This window comes from Aquabacterium sp. T101, from assembly GCF_057219775.1.
In genome coordinates, this window is record NZ_JBXVVZ010000002.1 from 342,449 (window position 1) to 363,930 (window position 21,482).

General features: G+C 70.6%; 21 protein-coding genes. 15 read left to right on the plus strand and 6 right to left on the minus strand.

All coding sequences use genetic code 11. From position 1 onward, the window contains the following. The first annotated feature begins 109 nt into the window (after window positions 1-109). Window positions 110-1,075, plus strand: a complete 966-nt coding sequence (gene thiD, locus AC2EAQ_RS08655; RefSeq protein ID WP_484642195.1) for a bifunctional hydroxymethylpyrimidine kinase/phosphomethylpyrimidine kinase — start codon at window positions 110-112, stop codon at window positions 1,073-1,075. Beyond that, window positions 1,065-2,372, plus strand: a complete 1,308-nt coding sequence (gene hemL / locus AC2EAQ_RS08660) for a glutamate-1-semialdehyde 2,1-aminomutase (RefSeq protein WP_484642198.1) — start codon at window positions 1,065-1,067, stop codon at window positions 2,370-2,372. The genes thiD and hemL overlap by 11 nt, the downstream gene beginning before the upstream one ends. A gap of 49 nt (window positions 2,373-2,421) precedes the next feature. Here hemL and AC2EAQ_RS08665 read toward each other — a convergent pair whose 3' ends face one another. Both AC2EAQ_RS08665 and AC2EAQ_RS08670 read right to left on the minus strand, forming a co-directional pair. Next, window positions 2,422-2,886 (minus strand): DUF6152 family protein, encoded by a 465-nt coding sequence (locus tag AC2EAQ_RS08665; RefSeq protein WP_484642202.1) that lies wholly within the window; start codon window positions 2,884-2,886, stop codon window positions 2,422-2,424. An 11-nt stretch (window positions 2,887-2,897) separates the two neighbouring features. After that, a complete protein-coding gene (locus AC2EAQ_RS08670) occupies window positions 2,898-3,341 on the minus strand; it encodes a hypothetical protein (RefSeq protein WP_484642206.1) in 444 nt (147 codons plus the stop codon). A gap of 68 nt (window positions 3,342-3,409) precedes the next feature. Between AC2EAQ_RS08670 and mpl the strand changes: the two genes are divergently transcribed. The 13 genes from mpl to AC2EAQ_RS08735 all read left to right on the plus strand — a co-directional run bounded on the left by mpl (window position 3,410) and on the right by AC2EAQ_RS08735 (window position 15,702). Next, on the plus strand, window positions 3,410-4,783 hold the full coding sequence (gene mpl, locus AC2EAQ_RS08675; RefSeq protein WP_484642210.1) for a UDP-N-acetylmuramate:L-alanyl-gamma-D-glutamyl-meso-diaminopimelate ligase: 1,374 nt from the start codon (window positions 3,410-3,412) through the stop codon (window positions 4,781-4,783). Then, window positions 4,780-5,409: a YqiA/YcfP family alpha/beta fold hydrolase gene (locus AC2EAQ_RS08680; protein WP_484642214.1), complete on the plus strand. Its 630-nt coding sequence runs from the start codon at window positions 4,780-4,782 to the stop codon at window positions 5,407-5,409. Before mpl ends, AC2EAQ_RS08680 begins: the two co-directional genes overlap by 4 nt. Further along, on the plus strand, window positions 5,409-7,460 hold the full coding sequence (locus AC2EAQ_RS08685) for a ribonuclease catalytic domain-containing protein (protein ID WP_484642217.1): 2,052 nt from the start codon (window positions 5,409-5,411) through the stop codon (window positions 7,458-7,460). Before AC2EAQ_RS08680 ends, AC2EAQ_RS08685 begins: the two co-directional genes overlap by 1 nt. Before the next feature lie 80 nt (window positions 7,461-7,540). Beyond that, a complete protein-coding gene (locus AC2EAQ_RS08690) occupies window positions 7,541-8,389 on the plus strand; it encodes a TonB family protein (RefSeq protein WP_484642781.1) in 849 nt (282 codons plus the stop codon). Between the two features lie 5 nt (window positions 8,390-8,394). Next, window positions 8,395-9,189, plus strand: a complete 795-nt coding sequence (locus AC2EAQ_RS08695; protein WP_484642783.1) for a transglycosylase domain-containing protein — start codon at window positions 8,395-8,397, stop codon at window positions 9,187-9,189. Next, entirely contained in the window at window positions 9,186-9,812 is a 627-nt protein-coding gene (locus tag AC2EAQ_RS08700; protein ID WP_484642219.1) for a hypothetical protein, read from the plus strand. Before AC2EAQ_RS08695 ends, AC2EAQ_RS08700 begins: the two co-directional genes overlap by 4 nt. Continuing rightward, the gene (locus AC2EAQ_RS08705; protein ID WP_484642221.1) at window positions 9,809-10,321 is read left to right on the plus strand and encodes a TlpA family protein disulfide reductase; all 513 of its coding nucleotides are present in this window, start codon (window positions 9,809-9,811) and stop codon (window positions 10,319-10,321) included. Before AC2EAQ_RS08700 ends, AC2EAQ_RS08705 begins: the two co-directional genes overlap by 4 nt. Window positions 10,322-10,486: 165 nt before the next feature. Continuing rightward, window positions 10,487-10,969, plus strand: a complete 483-nt coding sequence (gene accB / locus AC2EAQ_RS08710; RefSeq protein WP_484642225.1) for an acetyl-CoA carboxylase biotin carboxyl carrier protein — start codon at window positions 10,487-10,489, stop codon at window positions 10,967-10,969. A gap of 16 nt (window positions 10,970-10,985) precedes the next feature. Further along, the gene (accC, locus tag AC2EAQ_RS08715; RefSeq protein ID WP_484642229.1) at window positions 10,986-12,335 is read left to right on the plus strand and encodes an acetyl-CoA carboxylase biotin carboxylase subunit; all 1,350 of its coding nucleotides are present in this window, start codon (window positions 10,986-10,988) and stop codon (window positions 12,333-12,335) included. Between the two features lie 13 nt (window positions 12,336-12,348). Beyond that, window positions 12,349-13,245 (plus strand): 50S ribosomal protein L11 methyltransferase, encoded by an 897-nt coding sequence (gene prmA / locus AC2EAQ_RS08720; protein ID WP_484642231.1) that lies wholly within the window; start codon window positions 12,349-12,351, stop codon window positions 13,243-13,245. Beyond that, complete coding sequence (locus AC2EAQ_RS08725) at window positions 13,242-14,300, plus strand: zinc-ribbon and DUF3426 domain-containing protein (protein WP_484642234.1); 1,059 nt, start codon at window positions 13,242-13,244, stop codon at window positions 14,298-14,300. The genes prmA and AC2EAQ_RS08725 overlap by 4 nt, the downstream gene beginning before the upstream one ends. A 13-nt stretch (window positions 14,301-14,313) precedes the next feature. Beyond that, entirely contained in the window at window positions 14,314-15,231 is a 918-nt protein-coding gene (locus AC2EAQ_RS08730; RefSeq protein ID WP_484642236.1) for a carbohydrate kinase family protein, read from the plus strand. A gap of 69 nt (window positions 15,232-15,300) precedes the next feature. Continuing rightward, window positions 15,301-15,702 carry a PilN family protein gene (locus AC2EAQ_RS08735; protein ID WP_484642239.1) on the plus strand — a complete coding sequence of 134 codons (402 nt, stop codon included), beginning with the start codon at window positions 15,301-15,303 and terminating at the stop codon, window positions 15,700-15,702. Window positions 15,703-15,801: 99 nt separating this feature from the next. On the opposite strand, the gene AC2EAQ_RS08740 is transcribed toward AC2EAQ_RS08735, so the two are convergent. From AC2EAQ_RS08740 to ampD, 4 genes are all read right to left on the minus strand, one after another. Beyond that, complete coding sequence (locus tag AC2EAQ_RS08740; RefSeq protein ID WP_484642787.1) at window positions 15,802-16,218, minus strand: histone; 417 nt, start codon at window positions 16,216-16,218, stop codon at window positions 15,802-15,804. 235 nt (window positions 16,219-16,453) lie between these two features. After that, a complete protein-coding gene (locus tag AC2EAQ_RS08745; RefSeq protein ID WP_484642240.1) occupies window positions 16,454-17,629 on the minus strand; it encodes a ribonucleotide-diphosphate reductase subunit beta in 1,176 nt (391 codons plus the stop codon). A gap of 119 nt (window positions 17,630-17,748) precedes the next feature. Beyond that, the gene (locus AC2EAQ_RS08750) at window positions 17,749-20,652 is read right to left on the minus strand and encodes a ribonucleoside-diphosphate reductase subunit alpha (protein WP_484642244.1); all 2,904 of its coding nucleotides are present in this window, start codon (window positions 20,650-20,652) and stop codon (window positions 17,749-17,751) included. Window positions 20,653-20,896: 244 nt separating this feature from the next. Then, a complete protein-coding gene (gene ampD / locus AC2EAQ_RS08755) occupies window positions 20,897-21,475 on the minus strand; it encodes a 1,6-anhydro-N-acetylmuramyl-L-alanine amidase AmpD (RefSeq protein WP_484642246.1) in 579 nt (192 codons plus the stop codon). Between the last annotated feature and the right edge of the window lie 7 nt (window positions 21,476-21,482).

The window sequence follows — 21,482 nt, forward strand, 5'->3', positions numbered from 1 at the left end:
CAAGCGTTTGTAGGCCCTTACGCAACTTTCTTCACATTCCGCTGGAGGTCTCCGACGACCTGCCGCGGGGTGCTTTTCAGCCCCTTTCGCCGCGCCGGACGACGCCGCCATGACTTCCGATCCCACAGCGTCCGACCTCACCGAAGCCCCCGCCGAGGAGCCGCCCGCGCCCGCGTGCGTGATGACCTTCAATGCCAGCGACGCCTGCGGCGCCGGCGGCAGCGCCGGCGACGTGGCCACGATCGCGGCCATGGGCGCCCATGCCCTGCCGGTGATCACCAGCGTGGTGCTGCGCGACACCGCCGAGGTGTTCGACCAGCATCCGCTCGAGCCCGACGTGGTGGTCGAGCAGGCCCGCACGATCCTCGAGGACGTGACCCTGGCGGCGTGGAAGGTCGGCTTCCTGGGCAACGCCGACAACGTGGCGGCGGTGGCCGAGATCCTGTCCGACTACCCCGACGTGCCGCTGGTGGCCTACATGCCCAACCTCGGCTGGATCGACGAGGACGAGCTGCAGCCCTATCTGGAAGCCTGGCGCGAGCTGATCCTGCCCGCGGCCGAGGTGGTGGTGGGCAACCACAAGACCCTGACCGACGTGCTGCTGCCCGAGTGGGACAGCGAACGCTCGCCGTCGGCTCGCGAGCTGGCCGTGGCCGCGGGCGAGCGCGGCGCGCGCTTCGTGCTGGTCACCGGCGTGATGCTGCCGGCCAAGGGCAAGGACCAGTGGATCGACAACGTGCTGGCCTCGCCGCAGGGCGCCATCACCGGCGAGAAGTTCGAGCTGTTCGAGGCCGGCTTCGTCGGCGCGGGCGACACGCTGTCGGCCGCGCTGGCGGCCCTGCTGGCCTCCGGCGCCGAGCTGTCGGCGGCGGTCGGCGAGGCGCTGCAGTTCCTCGACCAGAGCCTGGACGCGGGCTTCCGCCCCGGCATGGGCAACGTGGTGCCCGACCGCTTCTTCTGGGCGCTGCCGCCCGCGGAGGACGGCGACGGCGCCCTGCCCGGCGAAGCCGGCCCCGACGCCGAGGGCGGCCCCGACGACAACCTTCCCCCTGGAGCCTCGCGCCGTGTCCACTGAGCCCAAGACCAACGCCGGCCTGTTCGAGCGCGCCCAGCGCGTGATCCCCGGCGGCGTCAATTCGCCGGTGCGTGCGTTCCGCGCCGTCGGCGGCACGCCGCGCTTCATCGCCCGCGCCCAGGGCCCGTACATGTGGGACGCCGAGGGCCGCCGCTACATCGACTACATCGGCTCCTGGGGCCCGATGATCCTCGGCCATGGGCACCCGGCGGTGCTCGACGCGGTGCAGCGCGCCGCCGTCGAGGGCCTGTCCTTCGGCGCGCCGACCGAGCGCGAGGTGGAACTGGCCGAGGCGATCCTGGCGCACGTGCCCAGCATGGAGCAGGTGCGGCTGGTGTCCAGCGGCACGGAGGCCGGGATGAGCGCGCTGCGCCTGGCGCGCGGCGCCACCGGCCGCGCGCGCATCGTCAAGTTCGAGGGCTGCTACCACGGCCATGCCGACGCGCTGCTGGTCAAGGCCGGCTCGGGACTGGCCACCTTCGGCCATCCCACGTCGGCCGGCGTGCCGCCGGAGGTGGTGCAGCACACCACGGTGCTGCCCTACAACGACGTGGCCGCGCTGGAGGCCGTGTTCGACGCGCACGGCGCCGAGCTGGCCTGCGTGATGATCGAGCCGATCGCCGGCAACATGAACTTCGTGCGCGCCAGCGTGCCCTTCATGACCCGTCTGCGCGAGCTGTGCACCAAGCACGGCGCGCTGCTGGTGTTCGACGAGGTGATGACGGGTTTCCGCGTCGGCCTGGGTAGCGCGCAGGCGCACTACGCCCGCCTGATCCCCGGCTTCAAGCCCGACCTCAGCGTGTTCGGCAAGGTCATCGGCGGCGGCATGCCGCTGGCGGCCTTCGGCGGCACGCGCGACGTGATGAGCCAGCTCGCCCCGCTCGGGCCGGTGTACCAGGCCGGCACGCTGTCGGGCAACCCGGTGGCCACTGCCTGCGGCCTGGCCACGCTGCGCGAGATCTCGCGCCCCGGCTTCTTCGAGGCGCTGGGCGCGCGCACGCGCTCGCTGGTCGACGGCCTGGAGCGCGAGGCGCGCGCGGCCGGCGTGCCGCTGGCGGGCGACTGCGAGGGCGGCATGTTCGGCTTCTTCTTCGCCGACACGCTGCCGCAGCACTACGCCGCCGTGATGGCCACCGACAAGGAGCGCTTCAACCGCTTCTTCCACGCCATGCTCGAGCGCGGCGTGTACCTGGCGCCGGCGCTGTACGAGGCCGGCTTCGTCAGCGCCGCGCACACCGCGGCCGACATCGACGCCACGCTGAGCGCGGCGCGCGAGGCCTTCGCCACGCTGCGCTGAGGCCCGCCGCGCCGCCGGTGGCGGCGCCGGGCCCGGCCGATGGGCCCGCTCAGGCGGGCGACGAGCGCAGGCCGGCCGTCAGGCCGCCGGCCCACAGGTACTCCACCCGCAGCAGGGCCTCGCCCTTCTCGCCGGTGAAGGTGAAGCCCAGCACCTGCACCGCGTCGCCGTTGCGGATCGGCACCACCTTCCAGGCTTCCATGCGCGACAGCGGCGCCAGCTCGATGTGCCAGCGGCGGTCCTTTCGCGTGGGCAGCTGGGCCGCCTTGAGCAGGCCGGGGCCGTCCACCGACGCCGACTGCGCCGGCAGCCTGCGCTGCGCCAGGTCGGCCGGCAGCTTCAGGTCGGCGTCCAGGTCGAGGTCCAGCTCGGCATGCGGATTGCGCCAGGCCACGTTGGCCGCCTTGCCGGACAGGAACAGCGGGCGCCCCTGGTCGAAGCTGCTCCAGCCGTGATGGGCGCGGGCGGCCAGCGGCAGCGAGGCGGCGGCCAGGACGATCAGACGACGTTGCATGGGAGGTGCTCCTACAGGTAGGCGATCCAGCGCCCGCAGATCATCGCCGCGAGCCAAAGCCCCAGCGACACGAGGGTCTGGGCCCGGGCCCAGGCGTCGAGCCGGCGCAGCCCGCCGCGCGCGTGGAACGCCGCCGCGTTGAGGCCGGCCAGCATCACGAGGCCGACCTTCAGCACGAAGGCGCGGTTGGCGATCAGGTCGGCGGGCTGGCTGGCGAACATCAGCAGGCCCGACAGCGCCACGACGCCGAAGCCCGCCAGTGCGAGGCCGAGCGACAGGCGTGCCAGCGCCTGCACGGGCAGCTCCGGCGCGGCACCCCAGACGCGCAGCTCGAACGCGACGAGGTTGCCCACCAGCAGCGCGATGCCGGCGATGTGCACGACTTCCAGCGCGGGATAGGCCCAGGCGTGTTCGGCCAGCCAGGCAAAGGGGTTGTAAGCAGGCGTGAAGCCCATGGGGGCGACGATAGCAGCGCCTTGCAGGGGGCCCCGGAAAGCGCGGCGCCGGCTCCTAGAATCGTTCGATGCACATCCATATCCTGGGCATCTGCGGCACCTTCATGGGCGGCCTCGCGGCGATCGCGCGCGAGGCCGGCCACCGGGTCACCGGCTGCGACGCCAACGTGTACCCGCCGATGAGCGACCAGCTGCGCGCGCTCGGCATCGAGCTGATCGAGGGCTACGGCGCCGACCAGATGAAGCTGGAGCCGGACATGTTCGTGATCGGCAACGTGGTCACGCGGGCCCGGGCCCAGGACTTCCCGCTGTTCGAGGCCCTGCTCGACGCCGGTGCCGACTACACCAGCGGCCCGCAGTGGCTGCACGACCACGTGCTGCGCGGGCGCCACGTGCTGGCGGTGGCGGGCACGCACGGCAAGACCACCACGTCGTCGATGCTGGCGTGGATCCTCGACTGCGCGGGCCTCGCGCCCGGCTTCCTGATCGGCGGCGTGCCATTGAACTTCGGCATCTCCGCGCGCCTGGGCAGCGGCCGCTGCTTCGTGATCGAGGCCGACGAGTACGACACGGCGCTGTTCGACAAGCGCAGCAAGTTCGTCCACTACCGGCCGCGCACCGCGGTGCTGAACAACCTGGAGATGGACCACGCCGACATCTTCCCGGACCTGGCGGCCATCGAGACCCAGTTCCATCACCTCGTGCGCACCGTGCCGGCCAGCGGCCGCCTGGTGGTGAACGCGCGCGACGAGGCGCTGCAGCGCGTGCTGGCGCGCGGCTGCTGGAGCGAGGTGCTGCGCTTCGGCACGCTGCGCGAGGAGCCCGGCGCACTGCGCGCGCGCGGCGAGCCGCAGGCCTTCGACGTGCTGCGCGGCAGCCTCAAGATCGGCCGGGTGGAATGGGCGCTGCAGGGCGAATACAACCAGCTCAATGCGCTGGCGGCCATCGGCGCGGCCGAGCATGTGGGCGTGGCGCCGCAGGCTGCGGCCGCGGCGCTGGGCCGCTTCGAGAACGCGCGCCGGCGCATGGAGCGCGTGGGCGAGGTCGGCGGCGTCACGGTGTACGACGACTTCGCGCACCACCCCACCGCGATCCGCGCCACCGTGGGCGGGCTGCGCCAGCGCGTGGGGCTGGCGCGGGTGCTCGCGGTGTTCGAGCCGCGCTCCAACACCATGAAGCTCGGCACCATGAAGGCCCAGCTGCCCTGGGCCCTGGAGGACGCGGACCTGTCGTTCTGCCTGCAGGGCAACTATGGCTGGGACGCGCGCGAGGCGCTGGCGCCGATGGGGCCGCAGGCGCTGGTGGCCGACAAGGTCGACGCGCTGGCCGCCGCGGTGGTCGACGCCGCGCGGCCGGGCGACCACGTGCTGTGCATGAGCAACGGCAGCTTCGGCGGCATCCACGGCCGCATCGTGGCCGGCCTGAAGGCGAAGTTCGGATGAGCACCGGCATCAGCCACCTGCTGTACCTGCACGGCTTCCGGTCGTCGCCGATGTCGTTCAAGGCGCGCTTCATGGCCGACTGGCTGGCGCGCAACCGGCCCGACGTGCATTGGTGGTGTCCGCAGCTGCCGCCGTCGCCGCGCGAGGCGATGGAACTCGTGTTCGCCGAGATCGGCCGCTGGCCCGCCGAGCGCATGGGCGTCATCGGCAGCTCGCTCGGCGGCTTCTACGCCACGGTGGTGGCCGAGCGCGTGGGCTGCCGCGCCGTGCTGCTCAACCCGGCCGTCAATCCGGCGCGCGACCTGGCCGGCTACATCGGCGACCTGACCTCCTTCCACGACCCGGACGACCACTTCTACTTCAAGCCCGAGTACGTGACCCAGCTGCGCGTTCTGACGCCGCGCGAAGTGACGCACCCGGAGCGCTACCTGCCGGTGATCGCCAAGGGCGACGAGGTGCTGGACTGGCGCGAGATGAGCGCCCGCTACGACAGCTCGCCGATGCGCCTGCTCGACGGCGGCGACCATGCCCTGACCCACTTCGATGACGAACTGCCGCACATCCTGAGCTTTCTCGGCCTGATCGGCCCGGGCGCGACGAGCCGCTGCACGACAATCGCGCCGTGATGTACGCCCTGTTCGACGACGCCGGCAAGTTCCACGCCGGCCGCGTGATGTCCGAGTCCGACGCCTCGATGCAGGTCGAGATGGAGTCGGGCAAGCGCGTCAAGGTGAAGGCCGCCAACGTGCTGCTCAAGTTCGACCAGCCGGCGCCGGCCGAGCTGATCAGCCGGGCGCAGGCGCTCGCCGCCGACATCGACCTGGACCTGGCCTGGACCTTCGCCCCCGACGCCGACTTCGGCTTCGCCGACCTGGCGCGCGACTACTTCGACGCCAAGGCCGGCGTCGAGAAGCAGGCCGCCGCGCTGTTCCGACTGTTCGAGGCGCCGCACTACTTCCGGCGCGTGGGCAAGGGGCAGTTCCGCAAGGCGCCCGAGGAGATCGTCAAGGCCGCGCTGCTGGCCATCGAGCGCAAGAAGCAGGTCGCCGCGCAGATCGAGGCCTGGGCGACGGAGCTGGCCGCCGGCCGTTGCCCGCCGCCGGTGCGCGAGCAGATCTACCGCATCCTGTTCAAGCCCGACAAGAACACGCCCGAGTACAAGGCCGTGGTCGAGGCGGCCAGGCGCGCCCAGCGCGCGCCGCTGGACCTGCTCAAGGCCGCCGGCGCGATCGACAGCGCCTACCAGTTCCACTGGCGCCGCTTCCTGTTCGAGCACTTCCCCAAGGGCACCGGCTTTCCCGCCGGGCTGGAGGCGCCGGCCGTGGCCGAGGCGCTGCCGCGCGCCGCGGTGCAGGCCTTCTCCATCGACGATTCCGCCACCACCGAGATCGACGACGCGCTGTCGGTGCAGGGGCTGGGCAGCGGCACCGTGGTGCTGGGCATCCACATCGCCGCGCCGGGGCTGGCGCTGGCGCCGGGCTCGCCGCTGGACGCGGTGGCCTCGCACCGCCTGTCCACCGTGTACATGCCGGGCTGGAAGCTCACCATGCTGCCGGACGCGGTGGTGCAGGCCTACACGCTGGTGGAAGGGCGCGACTGCCCGGCCGTGAGCCTGTACGTCACGCTCGACGAGGCCACGTTCGACGTGCGCGGCCACGAGACCCGGCTCGAACTCGTGCCGATCGCCGCCAACCTGCGCCACGACCGGCTCGACGCCGTGGTGACCGAGGCCTCGCTGGCCGGCGAGGCCGCGGCCGACTACCCCTTCGCCAGCGAGCTGGCCTTTCTGCACCGGCTGGCGCGCGCGCTCAAGGCGCGGCGCGAGGTGGCGCGCGGCAAGCCCGAGAACTTCAACCGGCCGGACTACAGCTTCCGCCTCGAGCGCGAGCCGGGCCACGACGGCGAGCCGCGCGGCGACGAACGCGTGACGATCAGCGAGCGCCGCCGCGGCGCGCCGCTGGACCTGATCGTGTCCGAGGCGATGATCCTGGCCAACAGCACCTGGGGCGGCTGGCTGGCCGAGCACGGCGTGCCGGCCATCTACCGCAGCCAGGCCGGCCTGGCGCCGGGCATCAAGGTGCGCATGGGCGTCAAGCCGCTGCCGCACGCCGGCATGGGCGTGCCGCAGTACGCCTGGTCCACGTCGCCGCTGCGGCGCTATGTGGACCTGGTCAACCAGTGGCAGATCATCGCGTGCGCCCGCCACGGCCGCACCGCCGCGCTGGCCGCGCCGTTCAAGCCCAAGGACGCGACGCTGTTCTCGATCATCTCGGGCTTCGACGCCGCCTATGCCGCCTATGCCGACTTCCAGCATGCGGTCGAGCGCTACTGGACCATCGTCCACCTCGGCCAGCAGGGCATCGGCGAGCTCGACGCCAGCGTCATGAAGGACGGCCTGGTGCGCGCCGAGACCCTGCCGCTGGTGCTGCGCGCGCTCGGCTGCGAGCCGCTGGCGCGCGGCTCGCGCGTGCGGGTGCGCATCACCGGCACCGACCCGCTGACGCTGGACGTGCATGCCACGCTGGTGGCGCGGCTTGACGCCGCGCCGGCCCAGCCTGCCGACGAGGCCGACGCCGAGGACGGCGCCGACGAACTGGCCGCGCCGCTGGCCCTGGCCATCGACATCGACGACGCGGCGGCCGAACCGGCGACGCCCGCGCCCGACCACGCCGCCTGAGCCCCATGCCGCGCCGCGACTACGTCAACACCAGCATCCTGACGCAGCGCGCGATCAAGCGCGCGCGCCAGCGCTGGCGCATGACGCCGCTGCACTGGGCCATCGGCGTGTCGATCGTGATCCATGCGTTCCTGCTGACGATCCGCTTCGTCGACCCCGAGCGCTTCAACCGCATCTTCCAGGACACGCCGCTGGAGGTGGTGCTGGTCAACGCGAAGTCGATGGAGCGGCCCGAGGTGGCGCAGGCCATCGCGCAGGCCAACCTCGCCGGCGGCGGCGAGGCCGCCACCGGCCGCGCGACGTCGCCGCTGCCGCCCGCACCCACGGTGGAGGTCGGCGACTCGCTGGAGGAAGCCCGGCGCCAGATCGAGAAGCTGCAGGAGGAGCAGCAGCAGCTGCTGGCCCAGATCCGGCGCGAGATCGCACTGCTGCCGCCGCCCGACCCGGCGCGCGACCCCAACGACCCCGAGGCGAAGCAGCGCGAGGACAAGCGGCGCCAGCTGCTGCGCTACCTCGCCGAGATCGAGAAGCGCGTCAACGAGGAGAACGCGCGCCCGAAGAAGCGCTACATCAGCCCGGCCACGCGCGAGGCCGACTACGCCATCTACTACGACGCGCTGCGCCGGCGCATCGAGGAGCGCGGCACGCGCGACTTCCCCGAGTTCCAGGGCCGCAAGCTCTACGGCGAGCTGACGATGAACATCACGGTGGACGCCGCCGGCCGCGTGATCGAGGCCGACATCGTGCGCACCTCCAATTCGCGCGTGCTGGACCGCCGCGCCGTGGCCATCGTGCGTGCCGCGGCCCCCTTCGGCAACTTCACCGCCGAGATGCGGCGCCAGACCGACCAGATCGTCGTCACCTCGCGCTTCCGCTTCACGCGCGACGAGGGCCTGGAGACGACGCAGCTCGGCCAGGGCACGCGATGAGCCGCATGGCCGGTGCCGCCGCGCATGTCGGCCGCCTGGCCGCGCTGGTGCTGCTGGCCGGCCTGGCGCTGCAGGTGTACTTCGTGGCGCGCATCGCGCTGATGGCCGTGGTGGACCCGCAGTCCACCACCTTCCAGCGCAGCGAGGCGTGGCGCCTGCTGGTGGAGACCGGCCGCATCCGCTGGGCCCAGCAGTGGGTGGACGACGACCGCATCTCGGCCCAGCTCAAGCGCGCGGTGATCGCGAGCGAAGACGCCACCTTCACCGACCATGCCGGCGTGGACTGGGACGCGATCGAGAAGGCCTGGGAGCGCAACCAGCGCGCCGAGGTCGCGGCCGAGCGGCGCAACGCGCAGATCGAGAAGCAGTCGGCCCGGCGCAGTGGCTCGGCCGCGGCACCGGCGCCGAACGCCGCACCGAAGGTGCAGCCCAAGGTGGTGGGCGGCTCCACCATCACGCAGCAGCTGGCCAAGAACCTGCTGCTGTCGGGCGAGCGCACGCTGCCGCGCAAGGCCCAGGAGTTCGTGCTGACGTTCGCCCTGGAGGCCTGCCTGTCCAAGCGGCGCATCCTGGAGATCTATCTCAACAACGTGGAGTGGGGCGAAGGCCTGTTCGGCGCGCAGGCCGCGGCGCGCCACTACTTCCGCGTCGACGCGGCCCAGCTCGGGCCCGGGCCGGCGGCGCGGCTGGCCGTGATGCTGCCGGCGCCCAAGCGGTTCGAGAAGCGCATGGGCTCCGGCTACCTGGCGTCGCGCGCGGGCACGGTGATGGCCCGCATGGGCGACGTGGAGCTGCCGTGAACGCCGCCACGGCGGAGATCGCCGCGATTGCCGCGCGGCTGGTGGTGGAAGAGGGCCTGGAATACGGCGAGGCCAAGCGCAAGGCCGCCCGGGCGCTGCCGCCGGCGCGCGGCGGCGCTCGGCCGGAGATGCCGAGCAATGAGGCGGTCGAGGACGAGGTGCGATCGCACCTGGCGCTGTTCCATGCCGACACCCAGCCCCAGGAGCTGGCCGCGCTGCGCCAGGTGGCGCTGCGCTGGATGGAGCGGCTGGCCGCGTTCCGCCCGCATGTCACCGGCGCCGTCTGGCGCGGCACCGCCACCCGGCTGTCGGCGGTGCACCTGGACCTGTTCGCCGACGACATCAAGTCGCCGGAGATCGCGCTGATCAACCTCGGCGTCGCCTACGACGCCAGCGACGACGGCCGTGCCGGCCGGCGTGGCGAACCCATGACCGTGCTGACGCTGGACGACCGGGCGCCCGAACTGGGCGGGCGGGTCACGATCCACCTGTCGGTGCGCGACCACGACGACCTGCGCGGCGCCCTCAAGCCGGACGCCGGCGGGCGCACCTGGCGCGGCGACCTGCGCGCCCTGCAGGACCGCCTGGCCGCCGCGGACGGTACCGAGGAGACCTCACGATGAATCGACGCACCTGGATTGCGGCCGCCGCGGGCGTGGGCGCCGCCGCGGCCGGACTCGGCACCTGGGCCTGGCGCTCGGGCCGGCTGGACCGCGGCCCGGACCTCTGGGGCCTGGAACTGGAGACCCCGGACGGTGGCCGCCTGGCCCTGGCCAGCCTGCGCGGCCAGCCGCTGGTGATCAACTTCTGGGCCACCTGGTGCCCGCCCTGCGTCCGTGAAATGCCGGCAATTGATCGCTTCTACCGCGATTTTCAGGGCCGCGGCTGGCAAGTGCTCGGAATCGCCGCCGACAACACCGCGGCGGTGCAGAAGTTCCTGGCCGCCACGCCGGTGGCCTTCAAGATCGCCGTGACGGGCTTTCCGGGGGTGGAACTGTCCCGGACCCTGGGCAACCTGAGCGGCGGACTGCCCTTCACGGTGGTGTTCAACCGTGCCGGTGCCGTGGTCCACCGCCACATGGGCGAGACCCAGTACGAGCAGCTCAGTGCCTGGGCCCAGGCTATTCAGTAGCCCAAAGTGCCTGAAATCGACGCGATCGTCCGCTAAATCGCTTAGAGTGCGGGCCTTCGCCGCCCGCTCCCGGGTGGTCCGCGGCCCCTGCGGGGGCCGTTCGTCCGATCCACGTTGGCCGCCGGAGGGCGGAATCGGGGCGTCAGACCCCACGGAGAACTATCGATGGACCTGCGAAAGCTCAAGACCCTGGTCGACCTCGTGTCGGAGTCCAACATTTCCGAACTGGAGATCACCGAAGCCGACGGCAAGGTGCGCATCGTCAAGGCGGTGCCTGGCGCCGCCGTGCCGATGGCCGCCCCGGTGGTGATGGCCGCCCCGGTGGCCGCGGCTCCGGCCGCCAGCCGGCCGGCCGACGCGGCCCCGGCGCCCGCCGGCGAGGCCCCTGCGGCGGCCGCCGACGACGGCCATGTCGTGAAGTCGCCGATGGTGGGCACCTTCTACCGCTCGGCCAGCCCGGGCGCCAAGCCGCTGGCCGAGGTGGGCCAGACGGTCAAGGCCGGCGAGGCGCTGTGCATCATCGAGGCCATGAAGATCATGAACGAGATCGAGGCCGACGAGAGCGGCACCATCACCAAGATCCTGGTCGAGAACGGCCAGGCGGTCGAGTTCGGCCAGCCCCTGTTCATGATCGACCGCCGCGGCTGACCCGGCGGCCCGACCCATGTTCAAGAAGATCCTTATCGCGAACCGCGGCGAGATCGCGCTGCGCATCCAGCGCGCCTGCCGCGAGATGGGCGTCAAGTCGGTGGTGGTCTATTCCGAGGCCGACCGCGACGCCAAGTACGTGAAGCTGGCCGACGAAGCGGTGTGCATCGGCCCGGCCCCGTCGGCGCAGAGCTACCTCAACATGCCGGCCATCATCTCCACCGCGGAGGTGACCGACGCCGAGGCCATCCATCCCGGCTACGGCTTCCTCAGCGAGAACGCCGACTTCGCCGAGCGCGTGGAGCGCAGCGGATTCGTCTTCATCGGCCCCACGCCCGAGTCGATCCGCATCATGGGCGACAAGGTCTCGGCCAAGCAGGCGATGATCAAGTCCGGCGTGCCCTGCGTGCCCGGCTCCGAGGGCGCCCTGCCCGAGGACCCGAAGGAGATCGTGCGCATCGCCCGCGGCATCGGCTACCCGGTGATCATCAAGGCGGCCGGCGGCGGCGGCGGGCGCGGCATGCGCGTGGTGCACACCGAGGCGGCGCTGCTGCACGCCGTGCAGACCACGCGATCCGAGGCCGGTGCGGCCTTCGGCAACGCGGCCGTCTACATGGAGAAGTTCCTGGAGAACCCGCGCCACGTGGAGATCCAGGTGCTGGCCGACGAGCACAAGAACGCGGTCTGGCTGGGCGAACGCGACTGCTCGATGCAGCGGCGGCACCAGAAGATCATCGAGGAGGCGCCGGCGCCGGGCATCCCGCGCCGCGTGATCGAGCGCGTGGGCGACCGCTGCGCCGCCGCCTGCAAGAAGATCGGCTACCGCGGTGCGGGCACCTTCGAGTTCCTGTACGAGAACGGCGAGTTCTACTTCATCGAGATGAACACGCGCGTGCAGGTGGAGCACCCGGTCACCGAGCTGGTGACGGGCATCGACATCGTGCAGTCGCAGATCCGCGTGGCCGCGGGCGAGAAGCTGCCCTTCACCCAGCGCCAGATCCAGATGCGCGGGCACGCGATCGAGTGCCGCATCAACGCCGAGGACCCGTACAAGTTCACCCCGTCGCCGGGCCGCATCACGATGTGGCACCCGCCGGGCGGCCCCGGCGTGCGCGTGGACTCGCACGCCTACACCAACTACTTCGTGCCGCCGAACTACGACTCGATGATCGGCAAGATCATCGTCCACGCCGACACCCGCGACCAGGCGCTGGCGCGCATGCGCACCGCGCTGTCGGAGACCGTGGTCGAGGGCATCCAGACCAACATCCCGCTGCACCGCGAGCTGATGGTGGACGCCAAGTTCGTCGAGGGCGGCACCAACATCCACTACCTCGAAGGGTGGATGGCGCAGCACAAGAGGTGATGCGGGGGCGCTGATGCACGAGCTCGTGTTGCGCGTGGGCGAGTCCCTGGTCGAGCCGGTCAGCGACGCGCTGGGCGACGAGCTGGGCGCCCTGTCGGTGTCGGTGGAAGACGCCGACGCCGACAGCGACGCCGAGCAGGCCCTCTTCGGCGAGCCGGGCCTGCCGGCGCCGCGCGGCGCGTGGCAGCGCTCCACCGTGCGCGCCCTCTTCGCCGACGAGGCCACCGCCACCGAGGCCGCAACGCTGCTGCTGGCCCAGGACTGGGCCGCCGGCGTGCAGGTGGGTGCGCTGCAGCCCGTGCCGGACGAGGACTGGGTGCGCGTGACGCAGGCCCAGTTCGCGCCGGTGCCGGTGACGCCCACGTTCTGGATCGTGCCGAGCTGGCACGAGGCGCCCGCGGCGGCCGAGCGCGTGATCCGCCTCGACCCGGGGCTGGCCTTCGGCACCGGCACGCACCCCACCACGCGCATGTGCCTGCGCTGGATCGCGGCCCACGCGGCCCCGTGGCCGCGCGTGCTCGACTACGGCTGCGGCTCGGGCATCCTGGCGATCGGTGCCGCGCTGCACGGGGCGCAGGCCATCGACGCGGTGGACATCGACACGGCCGCGGTGGAGGCGACGCGGGCCAATGCGCAGGCCAATGGCGTGACGCTGCAGGCCGGACTGCCCGACCGCGCCGCCGGCCGCTACGACCTGGTGCTGGCCAACATCCTGGCGCAGCCGCTCAAGCTGCTGGCCCCGCTGCTGGCCGGCCACCTCGCCGACGGCGCACCGCTGGTGCTGGCCGGCATCCTCGAGCGGCAGGCCGACGAGATCCGCGCCGCATACGAGCCCTGGTGCCGGCTCGACGTGTCGGACCGCGAGGACGGCTGGATCCTGATGACCGGCCGCGCCGGACGCCGCGCATGAGCCTGGCCACCCGCTGCAACGCCTGCGGAACCGTGTTCCGCGTGGTGCAGGACCAGCTCAAGGTGTCCGAGGGCTGGGTGCGCTGCGGCCGCTGCGGCGAGGTGTTCAACGCACTGGAAGGCCTGTTCGACCTCGAAGGCAGCTCGGGGCCGATGCCGCTGGGACGCGAGGCCGCGGCGCCGCTGCCATCGCCATCCGCTGCGCAGGCCTCGCCGGCCTCCCTGGCGCCGCCGGCTGCGGCCGCCGCCGCGGCGTTCGACCCGCGTCCGGCCGACCTGGCCGACCCGGAGCCGGAAGCGGTGACGCCAGGTTCCGCACCGATCGAGGTCGACTTCGACGTTGACGCCCCGGCCGCCGGCCCCGCGTCGCGCAACGAGGGCGAGCACGACTCCACCATCACCGCCATCGACACCCAGGCCGACTCGAGGGTGGAGTCCTCGTTCGCGAAGTCGTCCCCCGCCAGCGGCTACTCGCTCGACCTGGTCGACAGCCAGGTGCCCGACGAGGCGCTGGCGCTGACCGACGTGCCGGCCGAGCCGGCGCCGAGCTTCCTGCGCGAGGAGGCACGGGCGGCCCAGTGGCAGCGTCCGCGTGTGCGCCGCGCGCTGGCGGTGCTGGCCCTGCTGCTCGCGCTGATCCTGGGCACGCAGGTGGCCGTGCATCAGCGCGACGAACTGGCGGCGCGCTGGCCGGCCGCCGCGCCGCTGCTGCAGTCGGCCTGCGCCCTGCTCGGCTGCGAGATCGACGCGCCCCGGGTGCTGGAGGCGCTGGTCGTCGAAAGCAGCGGCCTGACCCGCGTCGAGGGCGCCCCGCTCTACCGTCTGCAGGTGGCCCTGCGCAATCGCGCCACCACCCCGGTGCTCACGCCGGCACTCGACCTGACCCTGACCGACCTGCGTGGCGACGTCGTGGCTCGGCGCGTGCTGCGGGTGTCCGACTTCGGCGGCCCGTCACCTCAACGCCTGGCCCCGGGCGAGGACTGGACGGCCCTGGCCGTGCTGGACCTCGGCGACACGCGCGTGGCCGGCTACACGGTCGAACTCTTCTACCCTTGAAAGCCCCTGCTCCATGCCTGCACTGATCTGCGGTTCTCTTGCCTTCGACACGATCACCAACTTCCCGGGGCGCTTCGCCCAGCAGATCCTGCCCGAGCAGGTGCACATCCTGAACGTGTCCTTCCTGGTGCCCACGCTGCGGCGCGAGTGGGGCGGCTGTGCGGGAAACATCGCCTACACCCTGAAGATGATGGGCGGCGAGCCCGTGATCCTGGCCGCGCTCGGCACCGACGGCGACGCCTACCTCGCGCGGCTGCACGCCCTGGGCATCGACACGTCGGTGGTGCTGCGCGAGCCGGACCACCACACCGCGCAGTGCATGATCATCACGGACCAGGACAACAACCAGATCACCGCCTTCCATCCGGGCGCGATGAGCCTGGCGCACAACGCCCGCGTGCCGTCGCGCGCGCAGCGGCCCGACCTGGCCATCGGCATCATCGCCCCCGACGGCCGCGACGCGATGGCGCAGCATGCGCGCCAGATGCATGCCGAGGGCATCCCCTTCATCTTCGACCCGGGCCAGCAGCTGCCGCAGTTCGACGGCGCGGAGCATCGCGAGATGCTCGGCCTGGCGCGATGGGTCGCCGTCAACGACTACGAGGCGCGCATGCTGTGCGAGCGCACCGGTGAGTCCCTGGCGCAGACCTCGATGCGGGACAACATCGAGGGCATCGTCGTGACCCTGGCCGACCAGGGCTGCGAACTCTGGCAGCGCGGCGAACGCACCCTGGTGCCGGGCGTCGCGGCGCGCGAGATCGTGGACCCGACAGGCTGCGGCGACGCGTTCCGTGCAGGACTTCTCTATGCGCTGGAGCGCGGCTGGCCGCTGGCCCGCGCGGCCGCGCTGGGCAACCGGCTGGGGGCGATCAAGATCGCCCATCGCGGTGGGCAAAATCACCGGATTGAGACTTCCGTGCTCGAGTCGTAGAGGAAGTCTCGCGCTGCGTCCGAAACACGCAGCTACATTGACGGAAACGACCTCGCATATCGACCCGTCATGGATTCGCTTCAATGGCTCTGGTTCTCCGGCGCGTCCATCGCGGGCGCCACAGCCGGCGCGGTGGCCTGCCACTGGCACATGAACCGGACCATCGACATGTTGCGTCAGCGCATCGAGCGCGCCGAGCAGGCACGCAACGGCGCCATCGAACGGTCCGCGCAGGCGCGCGAGCAGATCGCCCAGCTCAATCAGGCCATCGCGGCGATCCGTCGCACGCACAGCGTGCGCGGCAGCGCGGCCACGCCGGTGGCCGCCGCCTCGACGACAGCCGAAGAGCGACGCGAGCGCGCGGAGAAGGCCCTGGCCGACGCGCGCCCTGACGCCGCCACGCTGGTGCAGTCCGCACCCACGATGCCGATGGCGTTCCCCGACACCGAGGTGATGGCCGAGAAGTCCTGACGACCGCGGTCGTCACGGCAGCCTGCGCGTCACGGCGCGCCCCGCACAAAAAACAAACCCGGCCGAGGCCGGGTTTGTCGCTTGGCGATGAGCCGCGCCTTAGGGCTTGTTGCCCGTCGGGAACGGCCAGGCGGCCGCAGGGCTCAGGGTCGTCTTCGCCGCGGGTGCCGCAGGAGCGGCAGCCGCAGCGGCAGGCGCCGCAGGCTTCTTCGCAGCAGCAGCAGGCTTGGCCTTCTTGGCAGCCGGCTTCTTGGCAGCCTTCTTGGCAGCCGGCTTCTTCTTCGCAGCCGGCTTCTTGGCAGCCTTCTTGACGGCCTTCTTGGCAGCCTTCTTCGCCGCGGGCTTCTTCGCCGCGGGCTTCTTCGCGGCCGGCTTCTTCGCCGCCGGCTTCTTCGCGGCCTTCTTCGCCGCCGGCTTCTTCGCCGCCTTCTTGGCGGCCGGCTTCTTCGCCGCCGGCTTCTTCGCCGGGGCCTTCTTCGCCGCCGGCTTCTTGGCGGCCTTCTTCGCAGTTGCCATTTCGATCTCCTTGATCAAGTTGCAAAAACACCGCGACCGTCGAGCTCGACCTTGTCGCAGCGATTCACTGCCCTGGATTGGACGGCCTTGCGGCCGGTTTCCCGATGCAGTGAACGGGGGAGCAGTGATTGGCTTCGGCTTCTGTCGGCCTCGTGCCCCCCACTGCGGGTTCTTGATCTCTCACTTCGAGCGGAGGACTCTTCGGTCCCCGCACCCGATATTCAACAGACTCCAATCATTCCCACGAAAGCGCGCCACCCGACTGGTACTCGATCACGCGCGTCTCGAAAAAGTTGCGTTCCTTCTTCAGATCGATCATCTCGCTCATCCACGGGAACGGGTTCTCCTCGTTCGGGAAGAGCTCCTCGAGGCCGATCTGCGTGGCGCGGCGGTTCGCGATGTAACGCAGGTAGCCCTTGAACATTGAGGCGTTCAGACCGAGCACGCCGCGCGGCATGGTGTCCTCGGCGTAGCGGTACTCGAGCTCGACCGCCTTCAGGAACAGCGACTTGATCTCGGCCTTGAACGCCGCCGTCCACAGATGGGGGTTCTCGAGCTTGATCTGGTTGATCAGGTCGATGCCGAAGTTGCAGTGCATCGACTCGTCGCGCAGGATGTACTGGTACTGCTCGGCCGCGCCGGTCATCTTGTTCTGCCGGCCCAGCGACAGGATCTGCGTGAACCCGACGTAGAAGAACAGGCCTTCCATCAGGCACGCGAAGACGATCAGGCTCTTGAGCAGCGTTTGGTCGGCTTCCTGGGTGCCGGTGCGGAAGTTCGGGTCCATGATCGCGTCGATGAACGGGATCAGGAACTCGTCCTTGTCACGGATGGACGACACCTCGTGATAGGCGTTGAAGATCTCGCCCTCGTCCAGGCCCAGGCTCTCGACGATGTACTGGTAGGCGTGGGTGTGGATCGCCTCCTCGAACGCCTGGCGCAGCAGGAACTGCCGGCACTCGGGCGCCGTGATGTGGCGATAGGTGCCCAGGGTGATGTTGTTGGCCGCCAGCGAATCAGCAGTGACAAAGAAGCCGAGGTTGCGCTTGATGATGCGGCGCTCGTCCTCGGTCAGCCCGTTCGGATCCTTCCAGGTCGCGATGTCGCGCGACATGTTGATCTCCTGCGGCATCCAGTGGTTGGCGCAGGTGGCGAGGTACTTCTCCCAGGCCCACTTGTACTTGAACGGGACGAGCTGATTGACGTCCGTCTGGCCGTTGATGATGCGCTTGTCCGCGGCGTTGACGCGGCGGGAGGAGGCTGGCGCCGAAGGCTGCGCAGCGACCGATGTCGGGACGGATGAAGGTGCCACGGACCGCACGTCTGCGAGGGACGGCTCGGCGAGCCCGGAGCTCGCGGTGCGGATCGGTACGGGCGTCTTGCTGCTGACGTTGTCTTCCCAGACCAGCATGTGTTCAGGTGCTTTCTATGGTCGCGGATTATCGGAGTGTTGCGCGCGAACACCAAGCACTTCTTGACATTCGCGCGCCCACGTTGTTGCGCTCAAGCATCGTGCTCGAGCCGCGTCTTTCACTGACAGGCCTCGCAGGTCGGATCGTCGACGCCGCAGAACTTGATGTCGGTGGCCGCCGCTGCTTCGCCGACCTGCATGCGCGCCTGCGCCGCCACCGCGTCGAGCGCCGACAGGCCACCCGACGACGAGGACGACACGGCGTTGTGCGTGCTCTTGGTCACCGTGCTCATCTCGACGTGCGTGGCCGCCTTGGTGCGCAGGTAGTAGGTCGTCTTCAGGCCGCGCAGCCACGCCAGCTTGTAGGTGTCGTCGAGCTTCTTGCCCGACGCGCCAGCGATGTAGATGTTCAGCGACTGGGCCTGGTCGATCCACTTCTGGCGGCGCGACGCGGCCTCCACCAGCCACGTGGCGTCGATCTCGAAGGCGGTCGCATACAGGGCCTTGAGCGACTCCGGCACGCGGTCGATCGGCTGCAGCGAGCCCTGGTAGTGCTTCAGGTCCATGACCATCACGTCGTCCCACAGGCCCAGGGCCTTCAGGTCGCGCACCAGGTACTCGTTCACCACCGTGAACTCGCCCGACAGGTTCGACTTGACCGACAGGTTGCCGAACGACGGCTCGATCGACGCGTCGACGCCGATGATGTTGGAGATGGTCGCCGTGGGCGCGATGGCCACGCAATTGCTGTTGCGCATGCCGTGGGCGGCGATGCGCTGGCGCAGCGCGTTCCAGTCCATCGACTCGGACGAGTCCACCTCGACGTAGCCGCCGCGCTGTTCAGCCAGCAGCTTGAGCGAGTCCTGCGGCAGGATGCCACGGTCCCACAGGCTGCCGCGATAGCTGGAGTAGCGGCCGCGCTCGGCCGCCAGCTCGGTGGACGCCCAGTAGGCGTGGTAGCACACCGCCTCCATCGAGCGGTCGGCGAACTCCACCGCTTCGGCACTGGCGTAGGGCACCTTCAGCTGGTACAGGCAGTCCTGGAAGCCCATGATCCCCAGGCCCACCGGGCGGTGGCGCAGGTTGGAATCGCGCGCCTTCTTGACCGCGTAGTAGTTGATGTCGATCACGTTGTCGAGCATGCGCATCGCAGTCGACACGGTCTTCTTCAGCTTGACCTGGTCGATCTGGCCGTCCTTCAGGTGCTGGACCATGTTGACCGAGCCGAGGTTGCAGACCGCGATCTCGCTGTCATTGGTGTTGAGCGTGATCTCGGTGCACAGGTTCGACGAGTGCACTACGCCGACGTGCTGCTGCGGGCTGCGCACGTTGCAGGCGTCCTTGAACGTGATCCAAGGATGCCCGGTCTCGAACAGCATCGACAGCATCTTGCGCCACAGGTCCTTCGCGGCCATGCGCTTGAAGAGCTTGATCTCGCCGCGGTCGACCTTGGCCTCGTAGGCGGTGTAGGCGTCCTCGAAGTCCTTGCCGAACTTGTCGTGCAGGTCCGGGCAGGTGGACGGGGAGAACAGCGTCCACTGGCCGCCTTCCATCACGCGCCGCATGAACAGGTCCGGAATCCAGTTCGCGGTGTTCATGTCGTGCGTGCGCCGACGGTCGTCGCCGGTGTTCTTGCGCAGGTCGAGGAACTCCTCGATGTCCAGGTGCCAGCTCTCCAGGTAGGCGCAGACGGCCCCCTTGCGCTTGCCGCCCTGGTTGACGGCCACGGCCGTGTCGTTGACGACCTTCAGGAACGGCACCACGCCCTGGCTCTTGCCATTGGTGCCCTTGATGTACGAACCCAGGGCGCGCACGTTGGTCCAGTCGTTGCCCAGGCCGCCCGCGAACTTGGACAGCAGGGCGTTCTCCTTGAGCGCCTCGTAGATGCCGTCCAGGTCGTCCGCCACGGTCGTGAGGTAGCAGCTCGACAGCTGCGAGCGCTGCGTGCCGCTGTTGAACAGCGTGGGCGTGCTGGACATGAAGTCGAAGCTCGACAGCACCTCGTAGAACTCGATCGCCCGAGCCTCGCGGTCGATCTCGTTGAGGGCCAGGCCCATCGCCACGCGCATGAAGAACGCCTGCGGCATCTCGATGCGCACGTCGTCGATGTGCAGGAAGTAGCGGTCGTACAGCGTCTGCAGGCCGAGGTAGTCGAACTGCAGGTCGCGCTCGGCCTTGAGCGCCGCGCCCAGGCGCGCCAAGTCGTACTGGGCCAGCTTGTCGTCGAGCAGCTCGGCGGCGATGCCCTTCTTGATGAAGGTCGGGAAGTACTCGGCGTAGCGCTGGGCCATCTCGGTCTGCGTGACCTCGCCGCCGATGATCTCGCGCCGGATCGTGTGCATCAGCAGACGCGCCGTCGCCCGCGTGTAGGCGGGCTCCTTCTCGATCAGCGTGCGCGCCGCCAGGATCGACGCCTTGTAGACCTCGTCGATCGGCACGCCGTCGTAGAGGTTGCGCCGGGTCTCGGCCAGGATCGGCTCGGGCCGGACGTCGGCACCGAGGCCGGCGCAGGCCGACTCCACCAGCTCCTGCAGGCGCGCCTCGTCGAGCGGCACGCGCTGGCCGCCGTCGATCACGTGCAGCGCGGCAGCCGCCGGGCGGGCCTCGCGACCGTCCTTCTGCGCCTGCTTGGCGCGCTCCTGCGCACGACGCTCCCGGTACAGCACGTAGGCCCGCGCCACCTCGTGATGGCCGCCGCGCATCAGCCCGAGTTCGACGTGGTCCTGCACGTCCTCGATGTGGAAGGTGCCGCCACCCGGGCGCGACCGGAGCAGCGCGCGCACCACGGCTTCCGTCAGGCCCTCGACTGTCTCGCGCACGCTGGCCGACGCCGCACCCTGCGTGCCGTGTACCGCCAGGAAGGCCTTCATCAGGGCCACGGCGATCTTGTTCGGCTCGAACACGACGACCGCACCGTTGCGGCGGATGATCTGGTAGCCCTGATAGGCGCTGGTGGCGGGAGCGTCGCTGGCGGCGCCGAGGAACGGGCTTGCGAGCGTCGGGCTGGTGACGACAGTCTGCATGTGGGGGAGCTCCGGTGCGAAGAGGTGTCAGGCGCCGTTGGAGCCGGCGCAGGACGATTCAGGTCGGGAAAGGCATGCGACGCCCGAGCGGTCGACATGCGCTGACATGTGGAAAAGGTGTGGAGAGCCGGTGGAGTGCACGGGGATGACGGACACTAGATCTGGGGCCCGGCTCGTATTTAAACACTAGCGGTAGTGTAGACGCTACGGGCTTGTCCGGATGGTTCGGACAAGGGATTGAGCGTCAGCGATGGTTCGTGGCGACGCCGACCGACCAGCCTGTGCCGAGTTCGCGCGCGAGCCAGCGCCAGTCGAAGCGCTCGCCGGGGTCGCGCTTGCGTCCCGGCGCCACATGCTCGTGACCGACCGCCTCGCGCACGGGGTAGCGGGCCGCCACCGAGCGCAGCAGCCGGGCCAGCGACCGGTACTGCGCCGGCTCGAATGTCAGGCCCTCGAGACCCTCGAGTTCGATGCCGATCGACCAGTCGTTGCAGCCCTCTCGCCCCCTCCAGTGCGACGGCCCGGCATGCCAGGCCCGGTCGTCGCAGGACACGAACTGAAACACCTTGCCGCTGCGGCGCACGAAGAAGTGCGCCGACACCTTCAGGCCTTCGAGCTGCGCGTAGTAGGGATGGGCGTCGGTGTCGAGCCGGTTGGTGAACAGCTGCGCCACGGCGTCGCCGCCGTACTCGCCGGGCGGCAGGCTGATCGAGTGCACGATCGCCAGCGACACCGGCATGCCGGCCGGGCGTGGCCCGAAGTTGGGTGACGCGTGGCGGGCGGCATGTCGCCACCAGCCGCGCTGCCAGGTCGCGCGCTTCAAGGCCGGC